We start from the raw sequence: 15,187 nt of genomic DNA on the forward strand, positions 1-15,187 counted from the left end.
TGCCGCTCATACGCCGCACAACCCGCGCATCAAGCAGGGAAAAAGTTCCCCTGCCCAATTTCTAAATAGATAGCCTGTTGAAATCCTATGATGCCTTGCCCTTATCCCCATCCAGCCAATAATGCATGCTCGCCATCAGACGGGAAATGTCAAGGGGTTTTGTCAGATGCTCATTCATCCCTGCCGCTCGGCTGGCGGCGATATCCTCCGCAAAAGCATTTGCGGAAAGTGCAAGAATCGGAACCGATGCAGCATCAGCCCTGGGAAGCTTGCGGATTGCCTGGGCTGCCTCATAACCATTCATAACAGGCATCTGTATATCCATAAAGAGCAAATCGTAGTACCCTTCCGGCATTTCAGCGAAACGATCAAGGCCCTCCTGGCCGTTTTCCGCACACTCAACCATTGCCCCTGTCTGGCCTATAATCTCCATAGCTATTTCGCGGTTTAGCTCATTATCCTCCACCACAAGGATTCTCCTGCCACGAAACGGATCGGTTGAAAGGAAATCTTCTTCCGCAGCAGCGCCCTTATCCAAATCAGCCGCCTTATTAGGCCCCTTTCCCTGGTTATGCTGCCTCAGCAAAAGTGAAACTGTGAACTTCGTCCCACAGCCACGCTTACTCTCCACTACAATATGTCCGCCCATCAGACTGACAATATTCTGTGCAATCGTCATTCCAAGACCAGTGCCTTCGATTTTACTTACACGTGAATCCTGCGCACGGCTAAAGGGTTCAAAAATATGCGGTATAAAATCATCATCCATCCCAATTCCATTGTCCTTAACAACAAATTCATAAGAACCACAGCTATATTCACGGGATTCCTGTTCTGTTACGGACAGCTCCAAAAGCCCTCCTGTGGGCGTATACTTCATTGAATTTTCTAAAATATGTAGAAATACCTGTTGAATCTTCTGCTGATCGCCGATTACATACTCGTGCTCTATCTTCATCGGATGAATTTCCAGCCCCAGCCCTTTTGCATTGGCACTGGGCAATATCACACTTCTGACATTTTCTATCATCTCAGACAGACCAAAGAAGTTCGTCTCCAATTCTACATTTCCCGACTCAATCTGGCTCATATCAAGCATCTTGTTTACCAGCGACATTAAAAGCTCGCTGGATTCATTGATTTTATCCATACATTCCTGCAGTCTGGTTGAATCGTTTATATAATTGCCGGCAATTTTAATCATGCCCATTATCCCATTCATGGGAGTTCGCAGATCATGGCTCATACGAGAGAGAAATTCACTCTTAGATGCATTAGCGCGATCAGCCGCTTCGCAGGCTGCCTGCAGCGCCTGCTGCCCACGCAGCTCCTTAACCTTGCTCTTAGTAATATCCTGTGCTGCATAGACGAACAGCTTTGCCTGCCCCTTTTCATCTGTTTCGGCCAGCACGGAAGTCGCTCTTACCCAGCCATAATTATCTAAATTTCCAGGCTGTTCCAGCAGCTTACGGTAAGAAAAAGTTACATAAGGCTGCTCTGGCTTCAGGCTTTTACGCATGTTTTTGATGCTAAAAATATCCAGATATTCCTCTCTGTCATCCGGATGAATAAACCTTTCCGCATAAATACGCAGCCCGTCCTCATAGCAATACCCGTCTCCCAAAACCTTTCCTACTTCTTTCAGCTGCATCACCGGACTAAATGTATTCTCCTCCAGATTGCCATAGTAGGTAGCAAAAAACATACTGCTTAAGCTGCGGATAATATTTACTCTTACCCGAGCTGTCTCAAGCTGCATCTGCTCCTTTATTTTCTCTTTTGTAATATCCCGCTCCAATATATTAACCTGTACTTCTCCTCCACGGCGAATATAAATCACACACTGCTCCAGCCACTGTATGGATTTCCCCATCATTCTGTACTGGCAGATTTCTTCCTTGTATTTTTCAGTACTTTCCGCCTGACGGTGCAGATGTTCCGGGCCAAGTGTCTCCGCAAATTTCTTCCTGTCCTCCGGATGAACTACATCAGACAAAGCCTTATGAAAATAGTGGGTATAATCACCTACATAAACCTTTTTCAGCATTTCATTCTCACTGAGCCATGTCCGCTCGCACTGACCGCTTTTTAAATGAACTGTGGTTATAATCTTAAACTTGGATTTCAATATGGCTGCCATCTGCAGTTCCTGTTTGCTAAAATTAATTTCCTGCCGCATGCGCTCATCCACATCCTGCAGGGCAATCACCGCATATTTCTTAAAACGCTGCTCTTTGTCAAAATACGCAGTAACAGAAACATAATGATATTCCCCATTTTTATCCCATTGACAGAGCATTTCCAGCTTCTGGGCGCCGGTATCACCGGACTTCCGTAAATTTTCCAGCGAAAACTTGTGTGTGAATACTTTCCGATAGTCATAATGCATATTTGCAGCCAAATGAAGACGCATAACATCCTCCCAAAGCAATGTCCTGGAAGTCCATTCGTCCTGCACCTTTCCATCCTCCCGAAGTGGATTCACTTCTCCGGAATGTAAGTCGATAGCATAAATTCCAAAATTAAGCGTTCCCAGAGAACGGACAACCTCCTGCATGCGGATACTGATTTCCTCGCGCTCCAGACTCTCCTTAAGCACATCCTGCACATCCTTAATAAAAATGATAATCGTCTGATTTTCTTCACTGTATCCGGTATCATGAACCACCTCTATCATATTCCATCTAATTCCCTCCGGTGTACGACAGCGATAGCTGCAGGTCAAAGTCCCGCGTCCGTCCTGCATTGCTTTTTGTATTTTTTCCGGATGAATAAAATTTGAAAACCGTTCCACATCATCCTGATAAATACCGCCATTTTGAATAAACCAGTCCGTCCAATCCGAGAAAACGCCTTTCTGGCTCTCCTGCATCAGCTTTTCAGAACTCATTTCTACCATGTCATAGGTATCTGTGCTAAGATTCACATGCATAATCTTATGGTAAACGCCGCTGACTGTTTCTTTACAAGGGGATACTGTGATTATAAAAGCCGGAATCTGATCCGCCCACCGGATTCTGGCAGCCGTAATGTCCACCACATCGCCAAAAAAGCTTCCATTGCTCACAGACCGGCTCTCCTCCTTGTCCCCAATGGTCAATAGCGGACAATTAGCACAGCACTCCTTCCACAGCTCATGACAGCAGGCGCCTACGCATACATTGGGCGTAACCTCCTTTACCCGTTTGTTATAATATAAAATCCCATGATCATCTTCACGGATTACATATACTGCCGATGTCGTTATGGCATCTAAAATTTTTTTATAATCTCTGATATCCATAATTTACCTTCGCTCCAAACGTATATTTTATGCATTTTTGCATGGAATTCCTGCTGTTTATTTTATCAAAAAAATGTGCGGCGCGCCACACATCTTTTCTTTTTTATCGCTTTATTTCGTAGCAATCGTTACTTTTCACGGGTCAGGAATGCGCATGGACTGCGCATTCCATGAGAACATGATTCTTATCTAAGGGGGCGATTTTTTCTGGCAAAACCTGTTTAATATTCCGGTTCAATCAATCCGTAAGTATTTCCCTTGCGCTTGTAAACTACGTTTACCTGGTCTGTCTCCGCATTGCAGAATACATAAAAATTATGTCCTAAAAGCTCCATTTGAACACATGCGTCCTCGGGATACATAGGCTTGATGTCAAACCTTTTCGTGCGGATAATCTTAACCTCCTCCTCATCCATGTATTCCTTTTCCATAAATTCTTTCTTGAAATAATCAGAAGGCTGTTTCTTATCAATAAGCTTATTTTTGTATTTCTTCAGCTGCCTTTCTATAATCTCCTCCACCAGGTCAATAGAAACATACATATCATTGCTCACCTGCTCGGAACGTATAATACTTCCTTTCACAGGAATCGTAACTTCAATTTTCTGTCTGTCCTTCTCAACGCTGAGGGTCACATGCACCTCTGTTTCTGATGTGAAATATTTCTCAAGCTTTCCAATTTTTTCTTCCACTGCACTGCGCAGCCCTGGCGTAACATCAATATTCTTACCTACAATTACAAACTTCATTCTAATCCTCCATTCTTGCTGCCAACCCGCAAATTGGGGCTTCAGCACAAATTTATTGATTAAAAAACAAGCTGTCCGCTTATTTTTAATCTATCATCCTTTCCATAAATTATTGTGTAAACATTATATCACACCTTGTACATGTTATGCAATAATTCCCGAATTTTGTTTTTGATTCAGGTGAGTTTTCATACAATTTATCCATCTTACTATCCTCTTAATTTCCTTTATTTTTCTACATTTCCAACACAATTCACAAAACAGATGTTCTTAAATTTGATTTTGAAATCGATTAAATTTCGGTTTTTCGTCAGTGGATAATGTGGATAACCCAGTGTATAACTTAAAAATCCACTATTTATCAGCATTTAAATGTGGATAACTTTTTTATGATTTTTCTTGCCTGTCTTCCTTTTTTGAATATAAATTTTTATAATTTGTGGAATTTGTACAAGTTACTTTTTTAGAAGCAGCCTTTTTAGCGGTGATTTATCCGGCCTAACGCTGCAGCGTTTCGCCAGTCGGTTATGGTAAAGTCAAAAAAGCAACAGTCTCCGTTCAAGAAACTGTTGCTTTAAAATGTATGTTTTCCATTGTATCAATTCTAAAACTTCTTGCTTAGAAAATTCTTCTTACTGAAAGCACCGAACGATAGTTTGCATTGGATACGATAATACCAGTCTTTGAGGTGGACGCATGGACAATCTGTCCATTGCCTACATAAATTCCTACATGTCCGGAGTAGCATACAATATCGCCTGGCTGTGCATTTTCAAGACCATTTACTGCTGATCCAACGCTTCTGTCTGCTGCCGAGGAATGAGGCAGATTCACACCAAAGTTTTTGTAAACACTCATGACGAAACCGGAGCAGTCCGCGCCGTTTGTAAGGCTGGTACCGCCGTACACATAAGGATTTCCTACAAACTGGCAGGCATAATTTGCTACTGATTTACCTAACTCGCTTCCTCCGCCTGCTACATACACTGGCGCAGGTGCTTCCTGGCTGTCTGATGAAGATGCACTGCTCTTTGCCCTTCTCTCTCTTTCCGCCTTAGCCGCCGCTTCCTGTGCCGCCTTTCTTTCTGCGGCTTCCTTGGCCAGTCTGGCTTCTTCTTCTTCCTTTGACTCTGCTTTTACAAATTCTGTGGAGAGCGTAACGTAATCTGTGGAAATATACCCGTCACCTTCCTCAATATTGACCTTTACCCATTCATCTAATTCTTCTGTTACCAGAAGCTGGTCGTCTATAGGAATCAACCCTAAAACTGCAGCATCAAGTCCGGGCTCCTCGCGAACTTTCAATGTGGTGGTTGTAACAGTCGCTATTCTGGTTCCCACTTTCTTAGCAAGCTCCACCGCATCGTCACCCGTTACACAATATTCTGCTTTTACATAACCAGTTACGCTGCCGGATTCAATTTCATACCATCCATCTTTTTCAGAAATAAATTCCCCAACTGATTTATCGTACAGCTTTCCAAGGATTTCTCCTTCCTCACTGGGCATACTTCTTACATTTACATAATCATTTACTTTCGCAATAACCAGTGAGCGGAATGATTTTTCCTCCCGCTTCGTCTCTAATTCTCTTTCCATCTGGTTAAGCGTCTTCGTGGTAGAAGCCTCTACGGTTTCCTCAATTACCTTTTCTTCCTTCTCCGGAAGCAATTCTTTCACCGGTGATGCTATCACCGCAGCCGCAGCTGTTGCAGCAGCTGTAGATGCGGCTGTAGGGGAAGTACTCTCTATCTTCTCTCCGTCATCTTCTTGCTCAGCATCAGCGTCTATAACAGGAGCCGTTGTCTCCTTAACTTCCTCCTCGTCATCCCTCAGATTTTTAACGCTGGTAGCGTTAGACGATAAAAAATAATCAATTCCTGCTGATGGAAGCCCACTCGCTTCCTTCGCGAATATATCCATATTCATGTTTGAAAACAAAAGAGCCGCCGATATGGCACAAGCTGTAACACGCCCTGCTTTTCTAACATTCTTTATCTGCATGATAACCTCCGTCCGTGTGCTTATCTGTTGTAGGCCATTTTACTTATCATATGAAATTTGTTACTAAATATTACAAATTTGTTACATCTGTTAATAAATATAACACTTCTCATGCAGTCTGTCAACCACCGGAATTAGTTTCCAATGTTCTATATCTGGTACAATGATACTTTTCACAGGTCAGGAATGCGCATTTCATGAGAATATGGTTCATAGGCAGGGGTTATTGTGCCCAGCTTAAGGCTTCTTCCAGGCTGCCCGCTCCCAGTATATTTAACATAAAATCTATGTATTCTTCCGACTGCTCTGTATCAATGTTACAGAAAATTTCTTTCAGAAATTTTTCAGAATGATCATATTCATAAATGCCAAAGGAGAGGCCCTGTACCATTTCTTCCGGTGCATCTGTCTGCCGATTCATAATGAAGGCTTCCACGTATGGGTTTGCCTCCGTAATATAGTAGCAGTAGGCAAAGGCTGCTGCCTGAAGCTTCTGACCAAACTTGGAGGAAAATCCAAGCTCTGTGATCGTAATACTCCTAATCTTTCCCTTTGTATCTAAATATTCTTCCTGTCCAAGAAAGTCTGTCAGCACATTTAGATTCATAATAGAAAGTGTCTGAGCCTCCTGGGTCTTATCGTATTCCTGTGACCAATAATTTACACGGGTTAGTGGGTTCGGATAAGGATGTATGGCAATTCCCCAATCGTAGTTGCCATGCTTAAGAGCCGCCTGGTTTATTCCCTCTATCAGATCTCTTGCATTAAAATAGATCCTGTTGTCCCCTTTATTACTGTTCCAATCATGGTCTATGCTGAAATATACCTTTGCGCCTGCATATCTTCGTTTAACAGCCTGATAAAAAATCCTGAAAGCCTTTTCAAATTCCTGTGCATAATATGTCACATCATTGGTATCCATATAATTCCATGTTCTAAACTGGTTAATCTCATTCGCAATCACCCAGCTGTACACCATACCATGTTTCCCGTCAGAATACCGTTCTGCAAGAAAGCTGGCCACAGCTTCAAGTTCCTTAACTCCCTTTTCCTCCGCAGTGTTAAACATATAGTAACTGGCTCCGCTGGTATTATCTCTTGCCTGAGGATGAATCATTTCTATGTAATCATCATTCCAATCATTTAGCACAATTGCCGTAGAGCACATGCCCAAATCCGTCAGATAAGTAAACAACCCGTCATAGCCGTTGATTGCCGCCCCATTAAACAGATAATCGGTTCCCTGATAGGTATAGGTAATGGTTGGAAAGGTCTCATCCGCCGTCTCTCCCATAATGGCGGATAGCGGAATATTATAAATGGCATGCTTTACACCAAGATCTGTCAATTCCTCCGTCCCCAACATAGTCGGGTCAAGCAAAAGTCCCTTTTTGGACTCCAGCTGCGGATACTCCTCCTGATTGTCTGCAAGCTCCTCCGGGTTTGACAGGTAAATTCCATCCCCTACAGGCACATATTTTCCCTCTAAGAGCAATGCCGGAACAAACTGCTGAAACAGATATTCCTCCTCATAAGAAAAGGAAATCTGGCATTCTGTTCCCTTCGGCCCAAAGGCTGCCGGATAGCCGCCTGGCGTTTCCTCATTTTCATAACAGGAAAGTGCAAATAAATATAAATATGCATCATCGCTTTCCGGTATCTGGGGCATCTTAAGGGAATAAATCATCTGCTCCGATTCCGCATCATAAGACAAAGAAAAATCAGAGGCATATCCTGCCAGCTCTCCTGCCTCCACATACAAATCTCCCCGCGTAAGCCGCCTTTTTTCTCCCTCACTTAATGCAGTCTTTTTTCCCTTGTCTGTCTTATCCTTTGAGGCGTCTTCCTCCTTTTTCTCCACGTTTGCAACTTCAACGGATCCTCTCATCTTTCTCCCACACCCCCCTAAAAGGCATGCCGGTAAAAGTACCCCCAATATAAAGAAAAGTAATATTTTTTTCATCATCCCGATTCCCCCTGCACCTTTCAATCCCCTGTCTTGTCCACATTTAATGTAAAAGATACCTGGGGCTGCACATCAATTTCATCCGATATTGAAATCTCTCCCAATTTGATTCTCCTGTGCAATTCGCCAAACTTTTCCATAGTAAGAGCATTAAATCTCCATTCCGTGTCATAAATCGGAATTCCCGTACAGTTTTCCTTCATGCCATAGCGCACTGCTTCGCCGGCAAATCCATCCGACCATTCTTTCCCTGCCGCGTAAAAATCATCCAATGAAATAATGACCGCATTAGAAATATCTTTGGTTGCGCTGGTCAAAAAACGTTCTGACAATGTACTTTGATCTACATCCACTCCAATGAGCAGTCCATCTCCTTCTTCCGCTGCCTCCAACACCGACTGGTACAAAGATCCTCCGCAGGCAAAAATCACTTCCGTCCCTTCTTCATACCACCCTAAAGCCTTGTCCCGGATTTTCTGACTGGGCTCATAGGAATCCGCATACCAGTAATGAACCGTCACATTGGAAAGCCCCATATCCTCCGCCGCGTCATCGATCCCCTGCAAATACCCATAACCATATCGCATCACCGGAGGCACTTCCTTGCCACCGATAAAGCCCAGATTGCGGTATCCGTCAAAAACCGTAAGATACCCCGCCAGATAACCTGATTCCTCCTCCTCAAAGGAAACACAGTGCACATTATCCTCTATCGCAACGGCCACTCCGAGTTCATTAACCGGGACACCATCTATCAACAAAAAAGAGACCTCCGGATACTCGCTTTGCAAAGTTCCCACTGCTTCTTCAAAGCCATCGCCTCCACAGACAATAATTTTTGCCTGGTTGGAAACCGCCTGCCTGAGTCCCTCCTGATATCCGTCCGGTTGATTTATATCTATATTATAATGGGAAAAAGAAACGCCTGCTGAAAATGCATACATTCTGATTCCCTTATAAATCGCATCATTATAGCTCCCGTCCTTAATGCTGCCATCTGTTACAAAAGCAATCTCTCCGCCCTGTTCCTTATAATCCCCGTAAATATCCTCCATTAATTTCTTTTCCGGCCCTTCCGCCGGCGATTTTAGGAGCGCCTGCCACGCCTCAAAATTTTTCTCTGCCGCCTGCACATCGCTTTCCTGCGGAATACTGCCTGTTCCGTTACCTGTTCCTTTAACTTTCCCAGCATCCTCTCCCTGATTTTCTTTTGTAATATTTTTTTCTGTATCTGCCGCAGCATCTTCAGAAACGTTTCCCGTTCCTGTGGATACCGTCTGCTGCTGTCCGCCCGCACATCCTACAAGCGCGCCAGCCAGCAGTAGACCAACGATACGATATACAATTTTCTTTCTCATTTATACATTCCTCTGCTTTTACAACAATTCTATTTTTCAGTATAGCACGCTCCATAACTGCCTGTACAGCAGCAAATGTGTTCGCATCCGCTAAGTCTTTTATGTATTTACACCTGCCTGCTGCCGCACCCACCTGATAGATTGTTTTATTCCCTCTAGTATATCCTCATACCCATAAAGCTCCACAATCACGTTACCTTCATAATTTCTCTTTTTTAACCTGCCCAAAATCTCTTTTATACGAATATATCCGCTTCCAATCGGTGTTGACCACGCACTGCTCCCATCATAGCAAACGCAGCCTCTATCGCCTTCCATATAAGCTTGGTGACTTCTGTCCTTCAAATGAACCGTGCATATCTTATCGGCAAATTTTGAAAATGCCGCTTCTTCATCCTCCTTAAAGCAGACAAAATTTCCCGTATCAAAAGCGCACTTAAGCTCCGGAATATTCTCAAAGAAACAGGAAAGGCCCTCCACGGAATTATAAGGAGATGCCATAGAATCATAATCCTCCATACAAACTAAAATTCCTCTTTCCTTTCCATATTCCACTGCCTTTTTTACAACTCCAATCATATTTTCAATCATTTCTTTACGATTTCCCTCATCTTCCTTTGCGAGCAGACCAGGCACAATCAGGCAGTTAGCCGCCCCAACTCTCAGAGCAAGCTCTATAAACTCCTTATAGCTCTCATCCTCCGGATGATGCCCAAAATCAAAATGCTGGTGCAGTCCCTCTACAGCAAGTCCTTTTTCTCCAAAAAGATGCATCAATTCTTCTTCTTTTCCTTTTAAGGAGTCCCACGAAATATAAATCATTTGAAGTCCTTCCGCCTTCAATTCATCTAGTATATCCCCTATAAAAGCTTGTTCTTTTTCCGCCCCATAAATAATATTTTCATAAAAAGCTGCAATTTTCATTCCGTAACCCTCCTTTACTTTAACCCATCAAAACAATATTTTTTAAAGAAATTAAAATCATAAATCTACTGAATACATATCATTATACTTTAGACCTTCTACCGAATCAATCAGGATTTATATGAATCTTCTGCAAGAAATTTATTGCGGAGCAAGGTTTGATGTGTGATAATAAAGGTGGTAAAAAATCTTTCATCAAAAGAGATAACATAAAACATTGAAAGTGAAAAAGATAATGAGGTTCCAAACACTACTATGAGCGACTATCAAAATCGGAGCAATATAGGAGAACAAATGAAAGATGCGCTGGCTGAAGCTTTGCGGACTGGAGATTTTAAAAATTTAAATGATCTGGTTACTCAGACGGTGGCAAGTACAATAAATGAGGTTGGAAAACATATTCCCTTTGAAAATAATTTTGACTGTTCTTCACACGATAATTCAGGCAAACACACAGGAAACGGACAAAGCGGCACCTACACATGGGATCAAAAAGCCGCTCAGGCACATAGTGAACGGGAAGCGCAAAAGCGTCTGAAGCAACAGCAGCACTGGCAAGAGCAAATCCAACGCACTCAAGCACATATTTTACAAAAGAAGGAGCAATTTTTAAAGCAAAAAAAACAATTTGGGCATTTTGGATCGCCAGAGCAGCGCCCACCGCAGCAAACCCAGCTTGCCCCTCCTGTTAAATTTAATAAAATAGGCAGCGTATCCAACATTTTATACAAAGTCTTTGGTGGAATCGGCCTTGGCACCACCTGCTTTTCCCTTTTTGGCTTGTTCGTCCTCTGGGGCGCTAATTTTCCTGTAAGCAGCGCAGCCTTTATCACAGCTCTCCTTTTCATGGCAGGCTTCTTTTACATGATTCAGGTTGGAATTGGACAGGGTAGGCGTTTAAAGAGAGCCAAGCGTTATATGCAGCTATGTAGTGGGAAAATGTATATCGGCACGGAAGCTCTGGCCCAAAGCACCGGAAAAAGCAAACGTTATATCCTGCGGGATTTACAAAAAATGTTAAAGTTGGGTATGTTTCCTGAAGGCCACCTGGACAAGCAGAAAACCAACTTCATGTTAAACGATACGATTTACAGGCAGTATCTGGATATGGAAGAAAACCGCAGACGCATGGAGCTGGATGCGCAGAATCATTCCCGGCAGACCAATCTTTCCGGCGATCATACGAGCACAAACGCAGAACAAAGTAAAAATATGTCTTTCCAGGCGACCGCCTCCACTTTGCATAGCGGAGATTCTGAACAAGCGGAATTAAATACTATGATAATGGAAGGAGCAGAATGTATCCGCAAATTAAGATATCTTAACGACCAGATTCCCGGAGAAGTGATTTCCCAAAAGCTAATGCGGCTGGAAAATCTGTTAAAGGAAATCTTTGATAATCTAAAAGAGCATCCTGACCAAATGCACCGGATGCACAAGCTGATGGATTATTATCTGCCCACCACCTTAAAGCTGGTGGAGGCTTATGCTGATTTTGACAAAGTCAGCGTCCCCGGGGAAGAAATCACGGCCGCCAAGGCGGAGATAGAAAACACCTTAGATACCATCAACCAGGCCTTTACAGAGCTTTTAAACAACCTCTTTCAGGACGCTGTGCTTGACGCAACCACAGACGCCCAGGTGCTTAAAACCATGCTTGCACGGGAAGGCCTTATGAATGAAATGGATATCAAACGCTGATACGCTTCGCAAAACAGTTAATAAATCAAACACTGTCATGCTTCGCAAATGCAGTTAATATATCAAAAACTGTCATGCTTCGCAAGAGAGCTTATTGCATAATCAAAAACAATGGAGGACAATCAAATGAGCAATAATTTAGACGAACTGGTTAAGGAGGCTCCTTCTTTGACCCTCACCCCTTTTACCCAGGAGGAAGAAAAGCAACCTTTGATAATAGAGGAGGAGCAGCCGGAGATCCCTGAAGTGGTATTAACGCCGGAAGAACAGAAAATGGTAGATGCCTTTGCCGCCCAGATTGATATTACCAACACCCAGATGGTGATGCAGTACGGCGCAGGCAGCCAAAAAAAAATAGCTGATTTTTCCGAGAGTGCCTTAAACAACGTGCGCACTAAAGATATGGGCGAAATCGGCCAGATGCTGACGGATGTGGTCACAGAGTTAAAGGACTTTGACGAACCTGAGGAAAAGGGATTCCTTGGCATCTTCAAAAAAGGCGCCAATAAGCTTGAAAATATGAAAGTAAAGTATGATAAGGCAGAAAATAACATTAACAAAATCTGTAAGGTAATGGAAAATCATCAGGTCACTCTGCTGAAGGATGCGGCCATGCTGGATAAAATGTACGAATTGAACCTGAATTATTTTAAAGAATTATCCATGTACATCCTCGCAGGTAAGCAAAAATTAGAACAGGCCAGAACTTCCGAGCTGCCGGCCCTTTTACAGAAGGCGGAAAAGAGCGGGCTGCCGGAGGATACCCAGGCTGCCAATGACTACGCCTCCATGTGCGAGCGTTTTGAAAAGAAAATTTACGACCTTGAGCTGACAAGAACCATTTCTATGCAGATGGCTCCCCAGATTCGGTTGATTCAAAGCAACGATACCGCTATGTCCGAAAAAATACAGTCCACCCTTGTCAACACAATCCCCCTGTGGAAAAGCCAGATGGTCATTGCCATAGGCTTAAACCATTCCGCCGAGGCGGCCAGGGCCCAAAAGGAAGTGACGGACATGACCAACGCCCTGCTTCGAAAAAATGCGGAGGCCCTTAAAACCGCAACCATTGAAACCGCCCGTGAAAGCGAGAGGGGTATTGTGGATATTGAAACGCTTACCGCAACCAACAAAACCCTCATCAGTACCTTAGACGAGGTTTTGAAAATCCAGGAAGACGGACGCGCAAAGAGAAGAAACGCCGAGCAGGAGCTTTTTAGAATTGAGAACGAAATGCGGCAAAAACTTCTTGCCGTAAGCCGTTCTTCTTCCGGGCAGATATAGGCACATGCCCATGATCTGTCCATTCCAAATCGCCTGCGTAAAAGGGCAGATTTCCTCCGGGCCCAATTTACACGTTGAAGAAGCGCCTTTCTCTTGCGCATTGCAGACTTGCCGGCCCATTTCTTCTACAGAGATACAGGTTATCAATAAGGATGGTGAAAAAATTGAGTGAAAAGAAAATGAAAAGAAACGTAGATGCAGACCCCACCCATGCGCGCAAACGCACTATCTACATAGTCGGCCATAAAAATCCGGACACGGATTCCATATGCTCTGCAATTTCTTATGCCTATTTAAAAAACCAAAGCCCCGGCAACAACTGCTATGTACCTGCCCGGGCCGGACATGTCAGCGCAGAGACCCAGTACGTGCTCAAAAGGTTTAATATGAGCGTGCCGACACTGCTTGAAAACATTGGCACGCGCGTAAAGGATATGGATATCCGCAAGGTACCGGGTGTTGGAAGTGACATTTCCCTGAAAAAGGCCTATTCCCTGATGAACGACCAAAGTGTGTTTACGCTTCCTATCACCAACGAAAAAAATCAGCTGGAAGGGCTTATCACCATCAATGACATTGCCCAGTCCTATATGGATGAATATGACAGCGCCATCCTCTCCACCGCCAAAACCTCCTACCGCAACATTCTGGAAACATTGGATGCGGAGATGGTAGTGGGGGATGAAAACGGATACTTTGACAAGGGTAAGGTTGTAATTGCAGCCGCAAACCCCGATGTCATGGAGGAGTACATCAACGAGCATGACATGGTGGTTCTGGGCAACCGTTACGAATCCCAGCTCTGCGCTATCGAAATGCAGGCGGGCTGTATCGTTGTCTGTCTCGGCTCTCCGGTGTCGCGGACCATCAGACGTTTAGCCCAGGAACGCAACTGTGCCATCATCATTACCCCCCAGGATACTTACACCGTAGCCAGATTGATCAATCAAAGTATGCCTGTAAGCTTTTTTATGCGCAAGGATAACCTTTTGACCTTCCGGGAATCGGATTACACGGAGGGCATCAAAGAAATCATGTCCCAAAAGCGTTACCGGGACTTTCCTATTTTAACTAAAACCGGAAAATATATAGGCATGATTTCCAGGCGTAACTTACTTGGTGTGCACAAGCGGGGCCTTATTTTGGTAGACCACAATGAGGTTACCCAGGCCGTGGACAATGTGCTGGATGCAGAAATTCTGGAAATCATAGACCACCACAGACTTGGTTCTTTAGAGACAATGGCTCCCATTTATTTCCGCAACCAGCCTGTGGGATGTACCGGTACCATCATCTATCAGATGTTTGTGGAACAGGGTGTGGAAGTGCCTCCCGCCATTGCCGGTTTATTGTGCAGCGCCATTTTGTCTGATACCTTGCTGTTCCGTTCCCCTACCTGCACCCAGATGGATATTCATACGGCAAAGGAGCTGGCGAAGATAGCCGGGATCGAATGCGAGTCCTACGCTAAGCAGATGTTTGCCGCCGGAAGTGATTTGGCCTCAAAAACCAACGAGGAAATTCTGTATCAGGACTTTAAAATGTTTGAATTTGGCGACTTTAATGTGGGCATAGGGCAAATCACTTCCATGAGCGAGGATGAACTGGCCCATATCCACTCTACCCTTTATCCCTATATGAATGAAGTTTATCAGGACAAAAATGTAGATATGATGTTCTTCATGCTAACGGATATCATTCAGGAGACAACCCAGCTTCTGTGCTGCGGCGACAAGGCGCCGGATTTAGTCCTTGAAGCCTTTCACAAGAAGGTGGAAAATGGGAGCGTCAAACTGCCTGGCGTTCTTTCCAGAAAGAAACAGCTTGTGCCTTCTTTTATGATGGCAATCGGAGAATTATGACAATAAAGCCTTCGGCCAAGCCATTGCCCAAACCGGCCCTCTGCAGCGCAGGGCCG

General features: G+C 44.0%; 9 protein-coding genes. 3 read left to right on the forward strand and 6 right to left on the reverse strand.

The genetic code is table 11. The annotated features are described in order from the left end of the window. Positions 1–85 precede the first annotated feature (85 nt). The 6 genes from D5281_RS07375 to D5281_RS07400 all read right to left on the reverse strand — a co-directional run bounded on the left by D5281_RS07375 (position 86) and on the right by D5281_RS07400 (position 10,284). Positions 86–3,283: a hybrid sensor histidine kinase/response regulator gene (locus tag D5281_RS07375; protein WP_160559526.1), complete on the reverse strand. Its 3,198-nt coding sequence runs from the start codon at positions 3,281–3,283 to the stop codon at positions 86–88. Positions 3,284–3,504: 221 nt separating this feature from the next. Beyond that, complete coding sequence (gene hpf, locus D5281_RS07380) at positions 3,505–4,032, reverse strand: ribosome hibernation-promoting factor, HPF/YfiA family (protein WP_160559527.1); 528 nt, start codon at positions 4,030–4,032, stop codon at positions 3,505–3,507. A 618-nt stretch (positions 4,033–4,650) separates the two neighbouring features. After that, a complete protein-coding gene (locus D5281_RS07385) occupies positions 4,651–6,036 on the reverse strand; it encodes a C40 family peptidase (protein WP_160559528.1) in 1,386 nt (461 codons plus the stop codon). Positions 6,037–6,259: 223 nt separating this feature from the next. Then, positions 6,260–7,924, reverse strand: a complete 1,665-nt coding sequence (locus D5281_RS07390; RefSeq protein ID WP_160559529.1) for a DUF5722 domain-containing protein — start codon at positions 7,922–7,924, stop codon at positions 6,260–6,262. Between the two features lie 98 nt (positions 7,925–8,022). After that, positions 8,023–9,360, reverse strand: a complete 1,338-nt coding sequence (locus D5281_RS07395) for a BMP family lipoprotein (protein WP_160559530.1) — start codon at positions 9,358–9,360, stop codon at positions 8,023–8,025. Positions 9,361–9,459: 99 nt separating this feature from the next. Continuing rightward, on the reverse strand, positions 9,460–10,284 hold the full coding sequence (locus tag D5281_RS07400) for a sugar phosphate isomerase/epimerase family protein (RefSeq protein WP_160559531.1): 825 nt from the start codon (positions 10,282–10,284) through the stop codon (positions 9,460–9,462). A 255-nt stretch (positions 10,285–10,539) separates the two neighbouring features. Between D5281_RS07400 and D5281_RS07405 the strand changes: the two genes are divergently transcribed. The 3 genes from D5281_RS07405 to D5281_RS07415 all read left to right on the forward strand — a co-directional run bounded on the left by D5281_RS07405 (position 10,540) and on the right by D5281_RS07415 (position 15,131). Continuing rightward, a complete protein-coding gene (locus D5281_RS07405) occupies positions 10,540–11,985 on the forward strand; it encodes a 5-bromo-4-chloroindolyl phosphate hydrolysis family protein (protein ID WP_160559532.1) in 1,446 nt (481 codons plus the stop codon). A 126-nt stretch (positions 11,986–12,111) separates the two neighbouring features. Next, the gene (locus tag D5281_RS07410; protein WP_160559533.1) at positions 12,112–13,269 is read left to right on the forward strand and encodes a toxic anion resistance protein; all 1,158 of its coding nucleotides are present in this window, start codon (positions 12,112–12,114) and stop codon (positions 13,267–13,269) included. Between the two features lie 179 nt (positions 13,270–13,448). Beyond that, positions 13,449–15,131 (forward strand): putative manganese-dependent inorganic diphosphatase, encoded by a 1,683-nt coding sequence (locus D5281_RS07415; RefSeq protein WP_160559582.1) that lies wholly within the window; start codon positions 13,449–13,451, stop codon positions 15,129–15,131. Positions 15,132–15,187: the final 56 nt, after the last annotated feature.

This window comes from Parablautia muri, from assembly GCF_009917485.1.
In the GTDB taxonomy this organism is placed as follows: domain Bacteria; phylum Bacillota; class Clostridia; order Lachnospirales; family Lachnospiraceae; genus Suilimivivens; species Suilimivivens muri.

What these genes read in the sequence shown, in the direction of transcription:
- D5281_RS07375 (WP_160559526.1), bottom strand. Translation starts at nt 3,283, where the DNA reads ATGGATATCAGAGATTATAAAAAAATTTTAGATGCCATAACGACATCG.
- hpf (WP_160559527.1), bottom strand. Translation starts at nt 4,032, where the DNA reads ATGAAGTTTGTAATTGTAGGTAAGAATATTGATGTTACGCCAGGGCTG.
- D5281_RS07385 (WP_160559528.1), bottom strand. Translation starts at nt 6,036, where the DNA reads ATGCAGATAAAGAATGTTAGAAAAGCAGGGCGTGTTACAGCTTGTGCC.
- D5281_RS07390 (WP_160559529.1), bottom strand. Translation starts at nt 7,924, where the DNA reads ATGAGAGGATCCGTTGAAGTTGCAAACGTGGAGAAAAAGGAGGAAGAC.
- D5281_RS07395 (WP_160559530.1), bottom strand. Translation starts at nt 9,360, where the DNA reads ATGAGAAAGAAAATTGTATATCGTATCGTTGGTCTACTGCTGGCTGGC.
- D5281_RS07400 (WP_160559531.1), bottom strand. Translation starts at nt 10,284, where the DNA reads ATGAAAATTGCAGCTTTTTATGAAAATATTATTTATGGGGCGGAAAAA.
- D5281_RS07405 (WP_160559532.1), top strand. Translation starts at nt 10,540, where the DNA reads ATGAGCGACTATCAAAATCGGAGCAATATAGGAGAACAAATGAAAGAT.
- D5281_RS07410 (WP_160559533.1), top strand. Translation starts at nt 12,112, where the DNA reads ATGAGCAATAATTTAGACGAACTGGTTAAGGAGGCTCCTTCTTTGACC.
- D5281_RS07415 (WP_160559582.1), top strand. Translation starts at nt 13,449, where the DNA reads ATGAAAAGAAACGTAGATGCAGACCCCACCCATGCGCGCAAACGCACT.